Source organism: Mucilaginibacter sp. PAMB04274 (assembly GCF_039634385.2).
GTDB lineage: Bacteria > Bacteroidota > Bacteroidia > Sphingobacteriales > Sphingobacteriaceae > Mucilaginibacter.
The window spans coordinates 5,296,086-5,313,430 of the sequence record NZ_CP155081.2 but is presented as its reverse complement, the minus strand read 5'-3'; the positions used below and the strand labels follow the sequence as shown (position 1 = coordinate 5,313,430).

Sequence of the window (17,345 nt, the reverse complement as noted above, 5' to 3'; positions counted from 1 at the left end):
GCATAAATTTTTTGCAGCCAAACTCATAAATACTAAGTTATATAATCCATCTAGGTTATAACTATAGTTTATTTAAAAAATAAATATTACGTGTTGCCCCTTTAGGTTGTAAAGTTGAGATATTTCGTATTAGATACACACATGTACCAATAGTTGTAATTTTTAAACAAAAGTATCAATACATAATAATTACTAAATCTTATTAAAAGGGGCAGTTTTACTCGGGTAAGTGACTGTAGCTGCACAAATACAGTAAGCATATATGGTAAAATAATCCATCATTAAGGAGCTCTTATCCATTTTTTATTGCGCTAATACCGAATACATTTAGCCTGCCAATTTAACCTACGATGTTTAAAGATACTTAAGACTGTTGCAGCTAAGCAATCGGTGATTTGCTTTATGCAACACACCAGTTTTAAACCAATTAAAAATTTGAACCCATTATTATGAGAAAATTTACTTTTCAGATCAAAATTGGGAGTATCATATTAGCGTGTTTGCTGGTATGGCTAACTCCGTTAAAGCTTTTTTCCCAGGAAGGATCGGTAAGTGGAAGAGTCACGTCCAAAGACGATCCGGATGGGATTCCGGGAATTTCGGTTACTGTTAAGGGCACAACGCGCGGAACTTTAACAGATGCGCAGGGGAAATTCAGAGTAAATGCATCCAATGGCACTGTGCTGGTTTTTAGCGGTATCGGCTACAGCTCATTGGAAATTTCAGTTACCGGCCCAACGTTGAACGTAAATCTCGAAACAAGCCAGAGGAGCTTGCAGGATGTTGTAGTTGTAGGATACGGAACACAAAAAAAGGGTAATGTAACTGGGGCTATAGCCAAAATAACTGATAAACAGATAGACGAAAGACCAATTACGCGTGTTGAGCAAGCTTTACAGGGGCAATTGGCGGGTGTGCAGGTTAGGAATGTTTCCGGTTCGCCAGGTTCAGACATTACGGTGAATGTACGTGGAGCTGCATCTATATCAGGTAGTGCTGCACCGTTATATGTGGTGGATGGGGTTCCTTTAGATAATTTATCAGGTATAAATCCTGCCGATATTGCGTCTATTGATGTGCTGAAAGATGCTTCATCAGCTGCAATTTACGGATCGCGCGGATCAAATGGCGTAGTATTGGTAACCACCAAAAGAGGCAAGACAGGAAAACCAGCCCTCTCGGTTTCGGCTTATACAGCTCTTGCCTCAGCCGAAAGAAAAGTACAGGTGTTGAATTCTGACGAGTGGATTGAATTTAACAAAAAGTGGCTGGACCGGCAATGGGTTTTAAAAACTGGACAAAGTGCGGGCGTAAGCCAGGCAGACCGTATTGCTTATGCAAGCCGTACAGACGGGAAGACCTATACAACAAGGAACGATCTTTTAGGCATTCGCGCTACTTATGGCATTTACGATCCTTATTGGAGCAATGGTGCATTAGAAAAAATTGACTGGCAGGATGAGGTTTTGCGTACCGCTCCTGTTCATGATTTGCAAATTAGTGCATCTGGCGCTAATGATATTGTAAACTATGCCATATCTGGCGGTGCTTACCGGCAGGATGGCATCGTGGTGGGTTCTTCTTACAGTCGTTACTCTTTCCGCTCAAACGTTGAAGCAAAATTAAGTGACCGGGTAAAAGTAGGGCTTACCTTAGCACCCTCTATTGGTACAATAAAAGGACCCAATGTAGATGGTAAAGACAATGCAGTTGCCCGTGCACTCAGTTATCCGGGCTGGGTACTTACAGGTTCCGGAAGAATGGCCGGCGCATCGCCTTATAAATACTACGATGGCTGGGGCCCGGGCCCAAATGTAGTTAGCCCTTATGTGCAAGCCGTTTATAATGACCGCGTAAACAGCGATGTTCGTTTAAACAGTGCATTTAATACCACGGTCAATATCATTAAAGGTTTGGATATTAATGGCCTCATAGGTTGGAACTACCGCGGTAATTCGCAAAGAACCTATAGTCCCACCTGGATACAGCCCACCTGGGATTCGGCAACCCCGGGTCAGTTGTCCACATCTACTAAAAACACATTAAATTCAAACAGTCTTTTATATCAGGCTACAGCTACTTATATAAAAGATATTGGCCAGCATTCCTTAAACTTCTTGCTGGGTGCATCGCAGGAAACCTATAAGGAAGAGACCACTAATCAATCTGTAACCGGCTTTCCGAATGATAAGACGTACATTTTTGATATCACCCGTGGTACAACAGTAAATGCCAATACTATATATGGTGCTAGCAATGCTTTAATTTCCTACTTCGGAAGGGTACAATACAGTTTTAAAAACCGGTACTTATTTGCCGGATCATTACGTACAGATGGCTCATCTAAATTTGGGCCTAATAACAGATGGGGCGTGTTTCCTTCCCTTTCTGCAGGATGGGTTATCAGCGAAGAATCGTTCCTGAAGAATGTAAATTGGATGGGAACAACAAAACTGCGGTTTAGCTGGGGACAGGCCGGGAACGACCGTATAGGCAACTCGGCATTCCTATCGAGCATGGCTGCGCTAAATTATCCTTTAGGCGATGCGCAGGCAGTTTCCAGCGGCTTTGTAGTGGGTAATATTTCTAACTCCAAATTGCGCTGGGAAAAAACAGATAGTTATAACCTGGGCTTGGACGTAGGCTTATTGAAAGACAGAATAAGCCTGTCGTTGGATGCTTATTACAAAAAGACGGTCGATTTGCTGCTCAATGCACCTGTGTCCCTATCAACAGGGTTTTCGAGTATGTATGATAACATAGGCAGCGTTGAAAACCGGGGCTTTGAAGTAGAGCTGAATACGGTTAACGTGATTCATAAAGGGTTCCGTTGGAATACCTCGTTAAACGTATCTATCAACCGCAATAAAATTACCGCCTTAACTAACGATAATGCAGATATAAAATTAGGCCAGGGAAATACCGTTATACAAAGGGTAGGTTATCCTATCAACTCCTTCTATCTGTTGCAAGCAACAGGGGTATTGCGCGAAGCTGATTTTAACAAAGATGCAAGCGGTAACTTTATTGCAAAGATACCTATCTATTCTGGTCAAAAGCCCGGCGATACCAAGTATATGGACGCCAACAACGATGGTAAGATAGATGCTAATGATTATGTAGTTGCAGGCAATTATCAACCCAAGTTTGATTTTGGTATTACCAACACCTGGACCTATAAAAACTGGGACCTGACCGTATTGGTTCAGGGACGTGTTGGCGGCGATCTTTTATCAATCGGATCTAGAGCCTGGAACAGGGCAACTAACGATACCCGTTATGAATATATGAATAGTTGGTTGAAGGATGCTTACTGGTCTGAAGCTGAGCCCGGAAACGGAAAAGTGCCTGCTTTCTTTTCGGCAGTTACAAGCCAGTATGATACTAATTGGATGTACAGTGCAGCATACCTGAGAATCAAGAATATTGCATTAGGCTATAACCTTCCGGTATTAAAGAAGGCATTTAAGCGGTTAAGAATATATGCTTCTTGTGACAATGTTTACCTGTGGGACTCTTACTACCCGGGTTATTCTCCTGAAGGCGCCACGCAAGATAACGGATCGGCTGATTGGGGCTCATACCCATTGGCAAGGACACTATCTTTTGGGCTGAACGCAACTTTTTAACAGCAATTTTAAAAGCATGAAAACATTTAAACAGTATCTAATTGTTTTGGCAAGCTCAGCTATGCTGATTCAATCGTGCAAAGAGAACATCGATATAGCACCCATTGAAAATAATACTTCTGGTAACTTTTACTCAAATGAACTTGAGATAAAGCAGGCAGCAATAGGCATTTATGCAAGGTTGGGCAGAAATGGTACCAATACAGATTTTGCAACAGACTATTTTTGGCTGGCGTCTGAGAACCGCTCCGACTTGCTGTACATTGCCGGTGAAACTTCGGCTCAGAACGATCAGCTGGAATTGAGAAAATACCTTACTACACCAACATCCGGCACAGTATCAGCCATATTTTCGAGGCTGTATCAAATTATCAAAGAAGCTAATAATCTTTTGTATTACACTAAGGAAGGCGAATATATGCGCTACCGTGCAGAGGCTAGATTTTTAAGGGCATATGCCTATGCCGAACTGGTGCGCTCCTTTGGTCCGGTTGCATTAATTACAACACCAGTTGAAAACTCAGAGGCTGTTTCACAGCCGCGTGCTGCTGCAACCGAAATTTATGCACAAATTATTGCCGATTTACAATATGCGGCCGCAAATCTTCAGAAGGTTTATACCGGTGCAGATGCAGGCCGGGTAGGTAGCCTGGCAGCTAATGCCCTGTTGGGCCAGGTTTATATGACCATGGCCGGTTATCCAATGAACGATGCCTCAGCTTATGCAAAGGCTGAGGCGGTTTATGCAAGTATCATTGGTGATGTATCGGCCCGCTTTTCGCCGGTATATGCGCAAATATTTACGCTTGCTAACGAAAATAAATACGATCTGTTCTCCATTCAGTTTGCCTCGGGCGGATTGAATACAGGTTCCAGCCTGGGCGCTTATACCACTAGTGGTGCAAGTTCAGGTTCACCGTTTCCAGAGTGGCTGTATTCAACTTATACTGTACAGGGGCAGGATGTGCGTGTAGATAGTGCCGTGGTTAAACAAATGAAAGCCAATAAAGATCTTCGCTTTCCGGCCAGTATTGACACCGGTTACTACAACGCAGTAAGCACAGTTACCAACCGGGTGTTCGTTCCGCGAAACATTGTTACCAAGTTTTTAGAAAAAGACCCAACTAATACCAAAATTAAAGCATGGAACGATCAGCCCAGAAACTTTCCGATTATTCGGGATGCTGACGTTTATCTGATGTATGCTGAAGCGCTGATTCGCGATGGTAAAGCCGGAAATGCCAGGCAGTATGTTAATGCCATACGTACAAGGGCAGGCTTAGCTGTATTAACTGCAGACCCAACGCTGGATGATATTAAACGGGAGCGGAAGTTTGAGTTTATAGGCGAAGGCCGGAGATACTTTGACTTAGTACGCTGGGGCGAAACAGAAGCTATCAGCACCTTAGCTGCATTTGCCGCCTACTATCATTCCAAACTTAACGGACAACTTCCTACTAAAAAGGATTTGTTACTGCCCATTCCGCAAAACGAGCTGAAAACCCGTTCTAACTGGACGCAAAATTTCGGTTACTAATTTTAAATACAGCCTTCCGTTTCAGGAAGGCTGTATTTAATAGATGCTCTTACTTGTCAGATAAGTTTGTGTGTGCGCTTAGCCAAATATGTTCATTCGCCATACAGGCGTCGTTTGTTACTTTATATTCGTTAAACTGCTTTAATAATGTCTTATTCCGAAAGTCGCTTCAATAGTACCTATGTTGTGGGCATCTCATTTATCTCGGCTTTAGGAGGATATCTCTTCGGATTTGACTTTGCTGTCATTTCAGGAGCGCTTCCTTTTTTACGTAAAGCATTTGCACTTGATGTATGGTGGGAAGGTTTTTTGACCGGCTCATTGGCGCTGGGGTGTATTGTTGGTTGTTTATTAGCAGGTAAACTTGCCGACCGTTACGGACGCCGGCCCGGGCTAATGCTTGCTGCGGCCGTATTTGCAGTTTCTTCTGTAGGCATGGCCCTGTCATGGAGCCTTTCGGTGTTTGTGGTTATGCGTTTTGCCGCAGGCATAGGTGTTGGCATGGCTTCTATGCTCAGCCCGCTTTATATTGCCGAGGTATCGCCCGCTTCTGTTAGGGGGCGTAACGTTGCCATTAATCAGTTAACTATTGTAATTGGCATTCTGGTCACTAACCTGGTCAATTACATAATTGCCGGTAACGGGCCCGAAGTATGGCGTTGGATGTTTGGCATGGGCGTTATTCCATCAGGACTTTTCTTGCTGGGTATAGTATGGTTGCCTGAAAGTCCGCGTTGGCTTGCAAAGGCTGGCAAAGAAGAAAAAGCGGTAGCTGTCCTTAAAAAAATAGGTTCAGAATCTTATGTAAGCGCTACTATGAGCGATATTAGCCGCTCCTTAAACGGCAACACCGTTCAGCCTTCTTACCGTGCGGTATTTTCTAAAGCTGTGCGTCCGGCAGTTATTGTTGGCGTTACGTTGGCCGTATTTCAGCAACTGTGTGGCATTAACGTAGTGTTCAATTATACGTCAACCATATTTGAATCGGTGGGCGCCAGTTTGGATCGCCAGTTGTTTGAAACGGTATCTATTGGGTTGGTTAATTTGCTGTTCACCTTATTGGCTATGTGGCAGGTAGATAAACTGGGCCGGCGCCCGCTCATGTTAATTGGTTCATTAGGTTTGTCAATCATTTACTTGTTATTGGCTTACTTTCTGCAAAACCATGCCAGCCCCGGTTTGGTATCGGTACTGGTTTTATTGGCTATTGGTATGTATGCAACCTCTTTAGCACCAGTTACCTGGGTGCTCATCTCAGAAATTTTCCCTAATCATATACGTGGCGTAGCCTCTTCGGTTGCCATCGTTTCCTTGTGGGGAGCTTACTTTATTTTGGTTTTTACGTTCCCTATCCTCGCGCAAAAGTTGGGTACTTATGGCCCGTTTTACTTATACGCTGTGATCTGCTTCCTGGGCTTCCTCTTCATTCGCCTACGGGTGAAAGAAACAAAAGGGCAGACCCTGGAAGAATTGGAGAACAATTTCGTAAGCCATTAAACGAATTTATTATATGAATAATAGTACTGTGCAGGCTTGGGTTGAAACAGTGATAATACCCACTTATGAAGTTGGAGCGCCCGATAAAAATCCCATGTTTTTTGAAAAGCGCGTTTATCAGGGAAGCAGTGGTGTGGTTTACCCCAACCCGGTTATAGAAAAAATTTTTGACGAAAAGGTAGATAAACCTTACCAAGCCATTTTTCTGGAAAACCAGTATCTGAAAATAATGATCCTACCCGAACTGGGTGGCCGCGTTCAGATGGCTTGGGATAAAGTTAAAGAGCGGCATTTTATTTATTATAATCAGGTGATTAAGCCTGCACTGGTAGGACTGTGCGGCCCATGGATATCTGGTGGCATTGAGTTTAACTGGCCGCAGCATCACCGCCCAAGCACCTATGAGCCGGTTGATTTTTCAATTGAGGAAAATGCCGACGGTAGCACGACTGTTTGGGTGAATGAAATCGAAAAAATGTTTCGTACCAAAGGTATGGCTGGTTTTACGCTGCACCCCGATAAAGCTTATCTCGAAATTAAAGCCAAGCTTTATAACCGAACCAATATGCCCCAAACCTTTTTGTGGTGGGCAAACCCGGCTGTTGCAGTAAATGACGACTATCAGTCTGTATTTCCACCGGATGTTAACGCGGTATTTGACCACGGCAAACGCGACGTATCTGCTTTTCCTATTGCTACGGGGACTTATTATAAAGTTGATTATTCGCCAGGTACCGACATTTCCAGATATAAGAATATAAAGGTACCAACCTCTTATATGGCGGTAAATTCGGATTATAATTTTGTTGGCGGCTATGAGCACGATACCAGGGCCGGCGTACTGCACGTGGCCAACCATCATGTTTCGCCCGGTAAAAAGCAATGGACCTGGGGCTGCGGAGACTTTGGCGTTGCCTGGGACCGAAACCTAACAGACGAGGACGGTCCATACATAGAGTTGATGACGGGGGTGTTTACAGATAATCAGCCCGATTTTTCATGGTTGATGCCCTATGAAGAAAAATCTTTCACACAGTATTTTATGCCTTACCGGGAGCTGGGAATGGTTAAGAACGCCAGTAAGGATATCATGTTGAGTGCCGATATTAAAGATAGCCGGTTAACCGTTAAACTTTTTGCAACCTGTAAGCTAAGTAACATAAGTGTAATTATCGCTGTTCGTGGTTGTGAAATTGCACGGGAAGTAATTTCAATTTCGCCTGAAATAGTTTTCGATCAAAGTTATGAAGTAGATGCTGAGTGTCGGGAAATGGATCTTTTAATAAGTATTACCGACGTTTATAACTCAGAAATGCTTCGCTATGATCCTGCAAACAATCGCAATAATGACATACCCGAACCCGCTAAGCCTGCACTAACACCACAGGAAACCGAATCAACTGAGCAATTATTTTTAACTGGCCAGCATTTGGATCAATACAGGCACGCCACTTATAGCCCTGTTCCGTATTATGAAGAAGCACTTAAAAGAGATCCTGCTGATTATCGGAACAACAATGCGTTAGGTGCATGGTACCTGCGCCGTGGGCAGTTTAAAAAAAGCGAGAACTATTTCAGAACTGCAATTGCAACCATCACCGGCCGCAATCCTAATCCTTATGACAGCGAAGCTTATTACAATCTGGGCCTTTGCCTAAAGTATCAAAACCATATCAACGAGGCTTACAACGCTTTTTTTAAGTCTACCTGGAGTAGCACCTGGCAGGATGCCGGATATTTTTCGGTTGCGCAAATAGATATGATCAGGTCGCACCATGAACTGGCGCTCGAACACATCAACTGGGCAATAGACCGTAATGCCAGAAACGGAAAGGCCCATGCCCTTAAAATTTGTGCTTTGCGAAAGCTTGGCCGTATTACAGAGGCCATGGAGGCGGCTTATAGCGCGTTAAAAAGAGATTACTTTAATGTTGGTGCCCGGTATGAGCTTGTACAATGTTATTTGCAAAACGGGCAGTTAAACGAGGCAGATAAGGAACTAACAGAAATTGAGGTAACCAGCCGCTTAACAGCAAATACGTTGTTAGAATATGCTATTGACTATGCGGCTATGGGAGAATATAAATTAGCTGTTGAGTTACTGCAATTAACTAAAGATGATTTGCGTACCCCAATGACTTTTTATTATATCGGTTACTACGCCGAGCTTTTGGGTAATGCTACGCTTTCTGCCACTTCACTTAAACAGGCGCAAATGGCAGATTCAGCCTACTGCTTTCCAAATAAGTTGGAGGATATTTTGGTGCTTACTTATGCGTTGGAGGTAAACCCAGCTGATGCAAAAGCTGCGTTTTATATGGGTAACCTTTGGTATGATAAGCGTCAGTATGATGAAGCAATTGCTGCCTGGGAAAAATCAATGGCAAGTGAGGATCAATTTTCTATCGTATTAAGAAATCTAGCTATAGCCTATTTTAATAAGAAAGGGAAATATGCTGAAGCACTTACACTTTTTGAACAAGCTTTTGCCCTCAATCCGGCCGATGCACGTGTGCTGATGGAATTAGATCAATTGTATAAAAGATTAAACGTTGCACCCCAGAAAAGACTCAATCACCTCACTTGTAATAACGCAGTAGCCAACCTTCGGGACGATTTATATTTGGAGATTGCTGCATTGCATAATTTTTTGGGTCAGCCCGAAAAGGCTAATCAATTAATAAGCAACCGCAAGTTTCATCCCTGGGAAGGAGGAGAAGGTAGAGTATCCGGACAGTATATTTACAGCCTGGTTGAAATTGCAAAAAAGCAAATAAGCAGCGGAGACTATAGGGGAGCCATTGAAAATTTAACCCTCGCCCAAAGTTATCCTGATAATTTAGGAGAGGGAAAACTGCATGGTGCGCAAGAAAATGATATTTACTATTGGCTTGGGTGCGCTTATGAACAACTAAACGAAAATGAGGAGGCGCAGCTGTACTTTAAAAAGGCATCAACTGGCCTTTCAGAACCCAGTGCGGCTATGTTTTACAACGATCAGCAACCAGACAAAATTTTTTATCAGGGTATGGCCTGGATAAAGTTAGGCGAGCGTGATAAGGCTCAAACCATATTTAATCGTCTGGTAAATTACGGACGAGAGCACCGGCATGATGAAATTACATTGGATTATTTTGCCGTGTCGTTGCCTAATCTTCTAATATTTGACGATGATTTAAATTTAAGAAATAAGCTGCATTGTGATTACATTACCGGTTTAGGGCTTCTTGGCTTGGGTAACACTACCGAGGCTTCTTCCCTTCTCCGAAACGTTTTGAAAGAGGATGCTATGCATTTTGGTGCTAAAACACACCTGGATTTGCTTTATACCACCAATGCAGAAAGTACTATTAAATAATAAAGATTTGATACCATGGTTATCATAAATTGCCTGAAAAAGGTTTTAATGCGTAGGGTTGCATTTTGTGCTTGCCTAAGTATTTTATTGGTAGCAACTACAATTGCTGCAACAGCGCAAACATTGTCTTTAGCCGGGCAATGGCGCTTTAAAATAGACCGCGAAAATAAAGGTACCGCAGAAAAGTGGTATGCCCGTAATTTAGAAGACAATATCCGGCTCCCGGGCTCAATGGCTCAAAATGGAAAAGGTGATGATATTACGCTTAAAACACCATGGACAGGTACTATTTATGATAGCTCCTTTTACTTCAATCCGAGGCTGGCCAAATTCAGGCAGGCGGGCAATATCAAGCTCCCTTTTTGGTTAACCCCCGCCAAATACTATGTTGGCGCTGCCTGGTACCAGCACAACGTGAACATTCCGGCCGCATGGAAAGGGAAACGAATAGTATTGTTTTTAGAAAGGGCACACACCGAAACGCATGTTTGGGTAGATGACCATGAAGCCGGGATGCAAAACAGCCTGGTAGCGCCGCACCAGTATGATCTGACAGACTACCTTTCAACTGGCCCGCACCAAATTAGCATTTGTGTTGATAACCGAATCAAAGGGATTAACGTTGGGCCCGATTCGCATAGCATAACCGATCATACGCAAGGTAACTGGAATGGCATAATTGGTAAAATAGAATTACAGACCGCCCCGTTAACATACCTTGACGATATACAAGTTTACCCCGATGTAAAAGCTAAAGTGGCCAGAGTGAAATTGCAATTGAATAATAATGGCAACTCAAGTTTTGCCGGGCAGGTAGTACTGTCGGCCAAAAGCTTTAATACTGCAAAGGTGCACCAAACACAGCTCATTAAAACGAATGTGAGTATTGCCGGTAAGCAAACCAAAAGCATTGAAGTGGTTTTGCCATTAGGTAGCGGCATGCAAACCTGGGATGAGTTTAACCCGGCTTTATATGCACTTACGGCTGTTATAACCAGTAAAGGACAAAGCCTTGAACAACGGCGGGCCGAATTTGGCATGCGTGAGTTTACCATACAGGGCACGCATTTTTTAATAAACGGAAGGCCTGTGTTTTTGCGTGGTACGGTTAACAATTGTGAGTTTCCACTAACTGGTTACCCATCAACCAATATAGCTGATTGGATGCGCATTTTTAAAGTGGCTCGTGCACATGGTTTAAACCACATGCGTTTCCACTCATGGTGCCCACCGCAGGAAGCCTTTATGGCAGCTGACAGGGTTGGTTTCTATCTGCAGCCCGAAGGCCCAAGCTGGCCAAATCATGGTCCTAAAATTGGCTTGGGACAACCTATAGATCAGTACTTGTATGATGAAACTAACCGCATGGCGAAGCATTATGGCAATTTTGCTTCGTTTTGCATGCTGTCTGGCGGAAACGAACCTGCAGGGAACCAGGTGGCTTACCTTAATGCCTTTGTGGATTACTGGAAGAAGAAAGATTCCCGCCGGGTTTATACAGGGATGTCTGTTGGTGGCAGCTGGCCGGTAGTCCCCAATGCCGAGTATCAGGTGCGGGGAGGCGTGCGTGGCCTTGCCTGGGAAAAAAGGCCTGAAAGCATCTCTGACTTTACCGCCGGTATTGGCAAATTTAATGTTCCGTTTGTTGCTCATGAAATGGGCCAATGGTGTGTTTTTCCTGATTTTGGTGAAATAAAAGAATATACAGGCGTTTACAGAGCTAAAAACTTCGAGCTGTTTCAAGAGGATCTGAAAGACCAGGGCATGGCAGACCAGGGCCGTGATTTTTTAAGAGCATCCGGAAAGCTGCAGGTGCTTTGTTATAAAAACGAGATAGAGAAAACCTTGCGTACGCCAAATTATGCAGGCTTTCAACTACTGGGCCTTCAAGATTTTCCGGGCCAGGGTACAGCATTAGTAGGCGTGCTTAATGCATTTTGGAAAGAAAAAGAATACATCACGTCAAAAGAGTTTGCACGTTTTTGCAATACAACGGTGCCATTGGTGCAGCTGCCTAAATTTGTTTTTACCAACGATGAAGTATTGGAGGCAGGTATCATGGTTGCCCATTCGGGCAATGCGCCGCTTCAGAACACAACATTTAAGTGGACTATTAAAAATGAGAAAGGGGTGTTGTTAACACAAGGTAATTTCCAAGTCAAAACCATCAATAACGGCAACGGCATCCCGGTTGGCAATGTTAAGTGGCCGCTAAACAGTATTAAGCAGGCAACGCAATTAAAATTCGAAGTTAGCATTGTAGGTACGCCATATGCAAACGATTGGAATGTTTGGGTATATCCGGCTAAACCTGAGGCAATAAAGAATGAAGTATATTATACCAATGCCTTTGATGAGAAAGCAAAAGCTGTATTAGATAAAGGTGGCAAGGTGTTTTTAAATATAGCCGGGCAGGTAGTAAAGGGTAAAGAGGTAATTATGCATTTTTTACCGGTATTTTGGAACACATCCTGGTTTAAAATGCGCCCACCACATGTAACCGGTATGCTTATACAGGATCAAAGTTCAGCTTTTGCCAATTTTCCAACCAGTTACCACAGTGATTTGCAATGGTGGGAGATTGCCAATCGTGCACAGGTAATGGTGCTGGAGGATTTCCCTGCTGGCTTTAAACCCCTGGTGCAACCAATTGATACGTGGTTTTTGAACCGCCGCTTAGCGTTAGTATATGAAGCCAAAGTAGGAAATGGTAAAATTATAGTATCAAGCGCAGACTTAGGACCAGCCATAGATGCTGATAAGCCAGCGGCCCGCCAGCTGTACCGTAGTTTGCTGCAGTATATGGCATCTGAAAAATTTAATCCTACCGGTGAGGTAAGCTTTGAAGTAATTAAGGATGTAATGGTAAGTCCTTCCAAATACCAATTTAGTACTTTTACTAAGGAAAGTCCGGATGAATTAAAACCGAATTCAAATCAAATTAAGCCTAAAAGTAATGAGTAAGATAGCCTGGTGTTTTTATGTTGGCATACTTGTTACCTTGTGTATAAGTAAAACCAAAGCCCAGCAAATATACAGTGCTGATATTAGTAAAACGCAAGCACCCGTTATAAAGGGGCACCTAAAGTTAGGCACACATACCGATCCTGCAGGGCATTCTGTAGATGCTAACAGTTTGTATTTTACCAAAAACGGCAAGCCGTGGTACCCGGTAATGGGTGAGTTTCATTTTTCGCGTTATCCAGAACAACGTTGGGAAGAAGCTATTTTGAAAATGAAGGCCAACGGTATTGATGTGATTGCTACTTACGTGTTTTGGATATATCATGAGGAAGAAGAGGGAGTGTACAACTGGACCGGCAACCGCGACCTGCGGCATTTTATTAAATTATGTGCCAAGCATCATGTTAACGTATGGGTACGCATAGGCCCTTGGTGCCATGGCGAGGTGCGTAATGGTGGATTTCCCGACTGGATTGTTAAGCGTGGCAACATGCGCAAAAACAATACAGACTATCTGAACTCCGTACAAAAGCTTTATAACGCCATTGGCACACAGCTAAAAGGGTTATACTTTAAAAATGGCGGCCCCATTATTGGCAGCCAGATTGAGAATGAGTTTAGATTTAACAATCCTGCTGGTTTGGAGCATATGCTTACGCTAAAGCAAATGGCTATAAAAGCCGGCATTGATGTGCCTTTTTATACCGCTACCGGCTGGCCTGGCTCTAACCAAAAACAAGATGAATTGATACCGGTTTGGGGCGGCTACCCTGAGGCTCCCTGGGATAAGAAGACGTCACAACTGGCACTATCTGAAAACTATGTGTTCAGCACATTACGAAATGACCCAGCAATAGGCAGTGACCTTTTGGGTAAGCACGAAGGGGATGCCGCCGGTTATACCGGTTATCGCTATCCGTACGCCACCGCCGAAATGGGCGGCGGAATCCAAATTACTTACCACAGGCGACCCATAATTAAACCTATTGATGTAGCTGCATTGGCCTACACTAAAATAGGATCGGGTGCTAATTTGATGGGTTATTACATGTTTCATGGCGGTCATAATGAAATTGGCCGCTTAAGCACCCTGCAAGAATCGAAGGCCACAAACTACCCTAATGATTATCCCATACTCAATTATGATTTCCAGGCGCCGCTGGGCGAATTCGGGCAAGTAAGGCCATCATACAATGCCTTTAAAATTATTCATACTTTTTTAAATGATTTTGGTGATAGACTGGTACAATCTTATCCCTCGTTCCCCGACCAAAAGGTGAGTAGCCCGGCAGATAGTACTACGCTGCGGTGGGTGGTACGCTCTAAAGGCAAAAGCGGCTTTTTATTTATCAGTAACTATCAGCGGCAACTAAATTTGCATAACCAAGCCAACGTTCAATTTAAGCTGCGGCTTACAGATAAGGAAAGCATGACTTTCCCGGAAAAGCCAATTGATATTAAATCGGGCACGGTTGCCATTTTGCCGTTCAATATGGATATTGAGGGTTGTAATCTTAAATATGCCACTGTGCAACCCTTGTGCAAAATAGCGGGTTCAACCCCAACTTATGTGTTTTTTGCGCCTGATGGCATTAGGCCTGAGTATGCTTTTAATAAAGCGGGCATTGTTATTTTAAAAGCTGCACAAGCACAATCTAAAAATATAGGTGATTGCATTTTAATAGACAATATTAGACCTGGAACAGGTAGCTTAATAACATTAAAGTTAAGGACAGGTAAGCAGGTTAACATCATTACCTTAACCGGCCAGCAAGCTTTAAATAGTTATAAAGGCAGTGCTTCCGGAAGCGAACATCTCTTTATTTCCAGGCAAAATTTAACGTTTGCAAATGGTAAGCTGATGCTTCAAAGTACCGAAGGCCCCAGTTTTGATGTTTCTTTATTTCCTTCCTTCAAAGCAATGTACAAACCGGGCTTTAAGCAACAGGCGGACGGTGTATTTACCAGGATGGTAAAGGTGTTACCAGCTAAGGAAGTGGATGTTAAGGTTCAGCTGGTTGACTGGATTGCCAAACCTGATGAACAACGCTCAAAAATTCCTTTATATGACCGGAATGGTAAGAATACCGCCGTTAGTCCGGGGCCGCAGTATCAAACTCAAATTACACCTGTTCAGGGTGCCAGGTATTGGTCGCTTATCATCCCGCCACATAAAGAAAACGCATTGTTGGATATAGATTATCGTGGTGATACCGGAGCCGCTTATATTGACGGCAAACTTGTGGCCGATGATTTTTACTTTGGTAAAACCATGCAGGTATATTTAGAAAAGGCATCAATTACTACAACCTTAATGCTGCAAGTAATACCGCTTACTGATGAACGCAATATATATTTTGAAAAGGGTGTTCGTGAGCCGATGCTGGGTAAAGCTGTAGCCACTTTAAATGCAGTTAAGATAATACCTGTTTACGATACAACACTATAGGTAGCAATTTCAATCGGTATCTGATACTTGTAAGCACCTGGTTTTGCACCCATATTGCCGTAAACAACGCTTTAACAGCAAGAGCCGCTGTTGCATGAAAATGGCGGTTGATGTGCAGCGTTTTGATCATGTTCAGGCAAAATTAAATCGTCGGCACATTAATGCGCAGGGAAAGACACCAGCCTGCTGTATTTTTAGCAATTCAAACCGATTCCAAAAAGCGTTTCACCGCAGGCAACTTGCATTAGCGAAAAAGCGATAATTTCACAGACTTGCCCATCATCTCATAACCCACCTCATTAGGATGCAGATAATCGCCCGACTGTGCCTCTGGAATGATGGTAGAGCTATTGCTGGGATCGCTTAATACACGGTCAAAGTCAATGGTTGCATCAAAACGTCCGCTTGTTCGTATCCATTCATTTACGGTATTACGCGCCTTTTCACGGCAGTCGGTATAATAAAAGGATTTTTTAATCGGCGTTATTGTAGCTCCAAAAACTTTTATCCCCCTTGAATGTGCCTGGGATATTATTTTACTATAAGCAGCAATGAGGGCTTCTGCAACCTGTACGGCTGCAGCGCTGTCTCGCACACCACCTATATCGTTTACACCCTCCAATACAATAAGCCAGCGCACACCGTTTTGTTGAAGAATATCCCTGTTAAAACGACTAAGCCCAGTTGGGCCCAGACCGCCACGCAGTACGCAGTTGCCGCCAATACCTAAATTAAGAACGCCTATTTCTTTCTTCTCTGCTAAAAGTTTTTGAGCAAGCACATCCGGCCATCTGTTCTGTTTATTGGTGCCCGATCCGCGCCCGTCTGTTATAGAATCGCCTATAATGGCTACAGCAGCTTTATGCTTGGATTGGTCAACTTCAATTCCATTGATGATATACCAATGGTCTGTCTTTACCGCCTGACTAAAATCTGAGTGTGCAATGTTATTGCCGGTTATTAAATAAGAAGTTGTGCGTGAGCCTGGATGTCCGGTAATGGTGGGAGATGTTGAACCGAATGATATGGTGATGGCCATATCTGCTCCTGCTTTTAAGTCATAAACCAAGCCATCCGAATACATGACAGATCCGGGCTCCATTGTAACTTCCTGCTTCCCATTAAATGTAAGTGCTTTATTTGTCGACTCTTTAACAGCACTGCCACCTGCCGAAACTGCTATTGTGACTGCTTTCAGGGTTACAGGCGCTAAACTATATTCATTCGAAAACTTTATGCGCAGTTTCTTCCCGCCAACCGATACACGTACTATTTGCCGTAAAGTGTTTCCGGTGAGCCCCGGCGCCGGAGGCATATTATTTGGCTCAACCAGTTGTGGTGCAGTAGCCCAAGTACCAACCCATTTTTGCGGCGTACTTTGAAGCTCCTTTGCCCAAACGTTATTGAAAGGCCCTAATACTAACGTGAAAATTATGATCGTAACAATGGTTTGCGTGGAAAAAAAAGAGCTTTTCTTCTGTTTAACGCCGTTGTATAATTGAATGCTCATTTAAGGATTAATGAATACGATTTTACTCTGTAACCGATAGGCAAAGCTGTCGGCAGTGGTTTACCAAAGGAAGTAGTTCAAATCTGGCAAGGATATCATTAATCATGATATTTGTGACATAAATGTTCAAAGCAACAGCACAGCGTAATAAATAGGTCTGATTGATCGGCTGCCTTTGAAATGATCATATAGTCTGTCGTGTCGCAAAAGTGCAAATAACAAATGTAGTTAAATTGTTCATCTACATTTAGTTGATCAAATTTCCATAGCCTTTATGGTTAATTTGCAGGTTGCATTAAGCTCATTGGCTTTTATTAATGCCAAAAGCAGAATGTAGCTGGTAACGCATTAACTAGTTAATGGATTAAATTGTGCTTATCTCACATCGTTCCCAACGGCAG

7 protein-coding genes are annotated in these 17,345 nt (G+C 43.2%); 6 read left to right on the top strand and 1 reads right to left on the bottom strand.

Annotated features, from left to right (window positions below):
• Positions 1 to 449: 449 nt before the first annotated feature.
• The 6 genes from ABDD95_RS22745 (at position 450) to ABDD95_RS22720 (ending at position 15,434) form a co-directional block, all read left to right on the top strand.
• Positions 450 to 3,629: a TonB-dependent receptor gene (locus ABDD95_RS22745; RefSeq protein ID WP_345949661.1), complete on the top strand. Its 3,180-nt coding sequence runs from the start codon at positions 450 to 452 to the stop codon at positions 3,627 to 3,629.
• 16 nt (positions 3,630 to 3,645) lie between these two features.
• On the top strand, positions 3,646 to 5,166 hold the full coding sequence (locus ABDD95_RS22740; protein ID WP_345949660.1) for a RagB/SusD family nutrient uptake outer membrane protein: 1,521 nt from the start codon (positions 3,646 to 3,648) through the stop codon (positions 5,164 to 5,166).
• 147 nt (positions 5,167 to 5,313) lie between these two features.
• Entirely contained in the window at positions 5,314 to 6,663 is a 1,350-nt protein-coding gene (locus tag ABDD95_RS22735) for a sugar porter family MFS transporter (RefSeq protein WP_345949659.1), read from the top strand.
• 13 nt (positions 6,664 to 6,676) lie between these two features.
• A complete protein-coding gene (locus tag ABDD95_RS22730; RefSeq protein WP_345949658.1) occupies positions 6,677 to 10,021 on the top strand; it encodes a DUF5107 domain-containing protein in 3,345 nt (1,114 codons plus the stop codon).
• A gap of 15 nt (positions 10,022 to 10,036) precedes the next feature.
• Positions 10,037 to 12,985, top strand: a complete 2,949-nt coding sequence (locus ABDD95_RS22725; protein WP_345949657.1) for a sugar-binding domain-containing protein — start codon at positions 10,037 to 10,039, stop codon at positions 12,983 to 12,985.
• Complete coding sequence (locus tag ABDD95_RS22720; RefSeq protein ID WP_345949656.1) at positions 12,978 to 15,434, top strand: beta-galactosidase; 2,457 nt, start codon at positions 12,978 to 12,980, stop codon at positions 15,432 to 15,434. Before ABDD95_RS22725 ends, ABDD95_RS22720 begins: the two co-directional genes overlap by 8 nt.
• 244 nt (positions 15,435 to 15,678) lie before the next feature.
• On the opposite strand, the gene ABDD95_RS22715 is transcribed toward ABDD95_RS22720, so the two are convergent.
• Positions 15,679 to 16,944 carry an SGNH/GDSL hydrolase family protein gene (locus ABDD95_RS22715; RefSeq protein ID WP_345949655.1) on the bottom strand — a complete coding sequence of 422 codons (1,266 nt, stop codon included), beginning with the start codon at positions 16,942 to 16,944 and terminating at the stop codon, positions 15,679 to 15,681.
• Positions 16,945 to 17,345: the final 401 nt, after the last annotated feature.

What these genes read in the sequence shown, in the direction of transcription:
- ABDD95_RS22745 (WP_345949661.1), top strand. Translation starts at nt 450, where the DNA reads ATGAGAAAATTTACTTTTCAGATCAAAATTGGGAGTATCATATTAGCG.
- ABDD95_RS22740 (WP_345949660.1), top strand. Translation starts at nt 3,646, where the DNA reads ATGAAAACATTTAAACAGTATCTAATTGTTTTGGCAAGCTCAGCTATG.
- ABDD95_RS22735 (WP_345949659.1), top strand. Translation starts at nt 5,314, where the DNA reads ATGTCTTATTCCGAAAGTCGCTTCAATAGTACCTATGTTGTGGGCATC.
- ABDD95_RS22730 (WP_345949658.1), top strand. Translation starts at nt 6,677, where the DNA reads ATGAATAATAGTACTGTGCAGGCTTGGGTTGAAACAGTGATAATACCC.
- ABDD95_RS22725 (WP_345949657.1), top strand. Translation starts at nt 10,037, where the DNA reads ATGGTTATCATAAATTGCCTGAAAAAGGTTTTAATGCGTAGGGTTGCA.
- ABDD95_RS22720 (WP_345949656.1), top strand. Translation starts at nt 12,978, where the DNA reads ATGAGTAAGATAGCCTGGTGTTTTTATGTTGGCATACTTGTTACCTTG.
- ABDD95_RS22715 (WP_345949655.1), bottom strand. Translation starts at nt 16,944, where the DNA reads ATGAGCATTCAATTATACAACGGCGTTAAACAGAAGAAAAGCTCTTTT.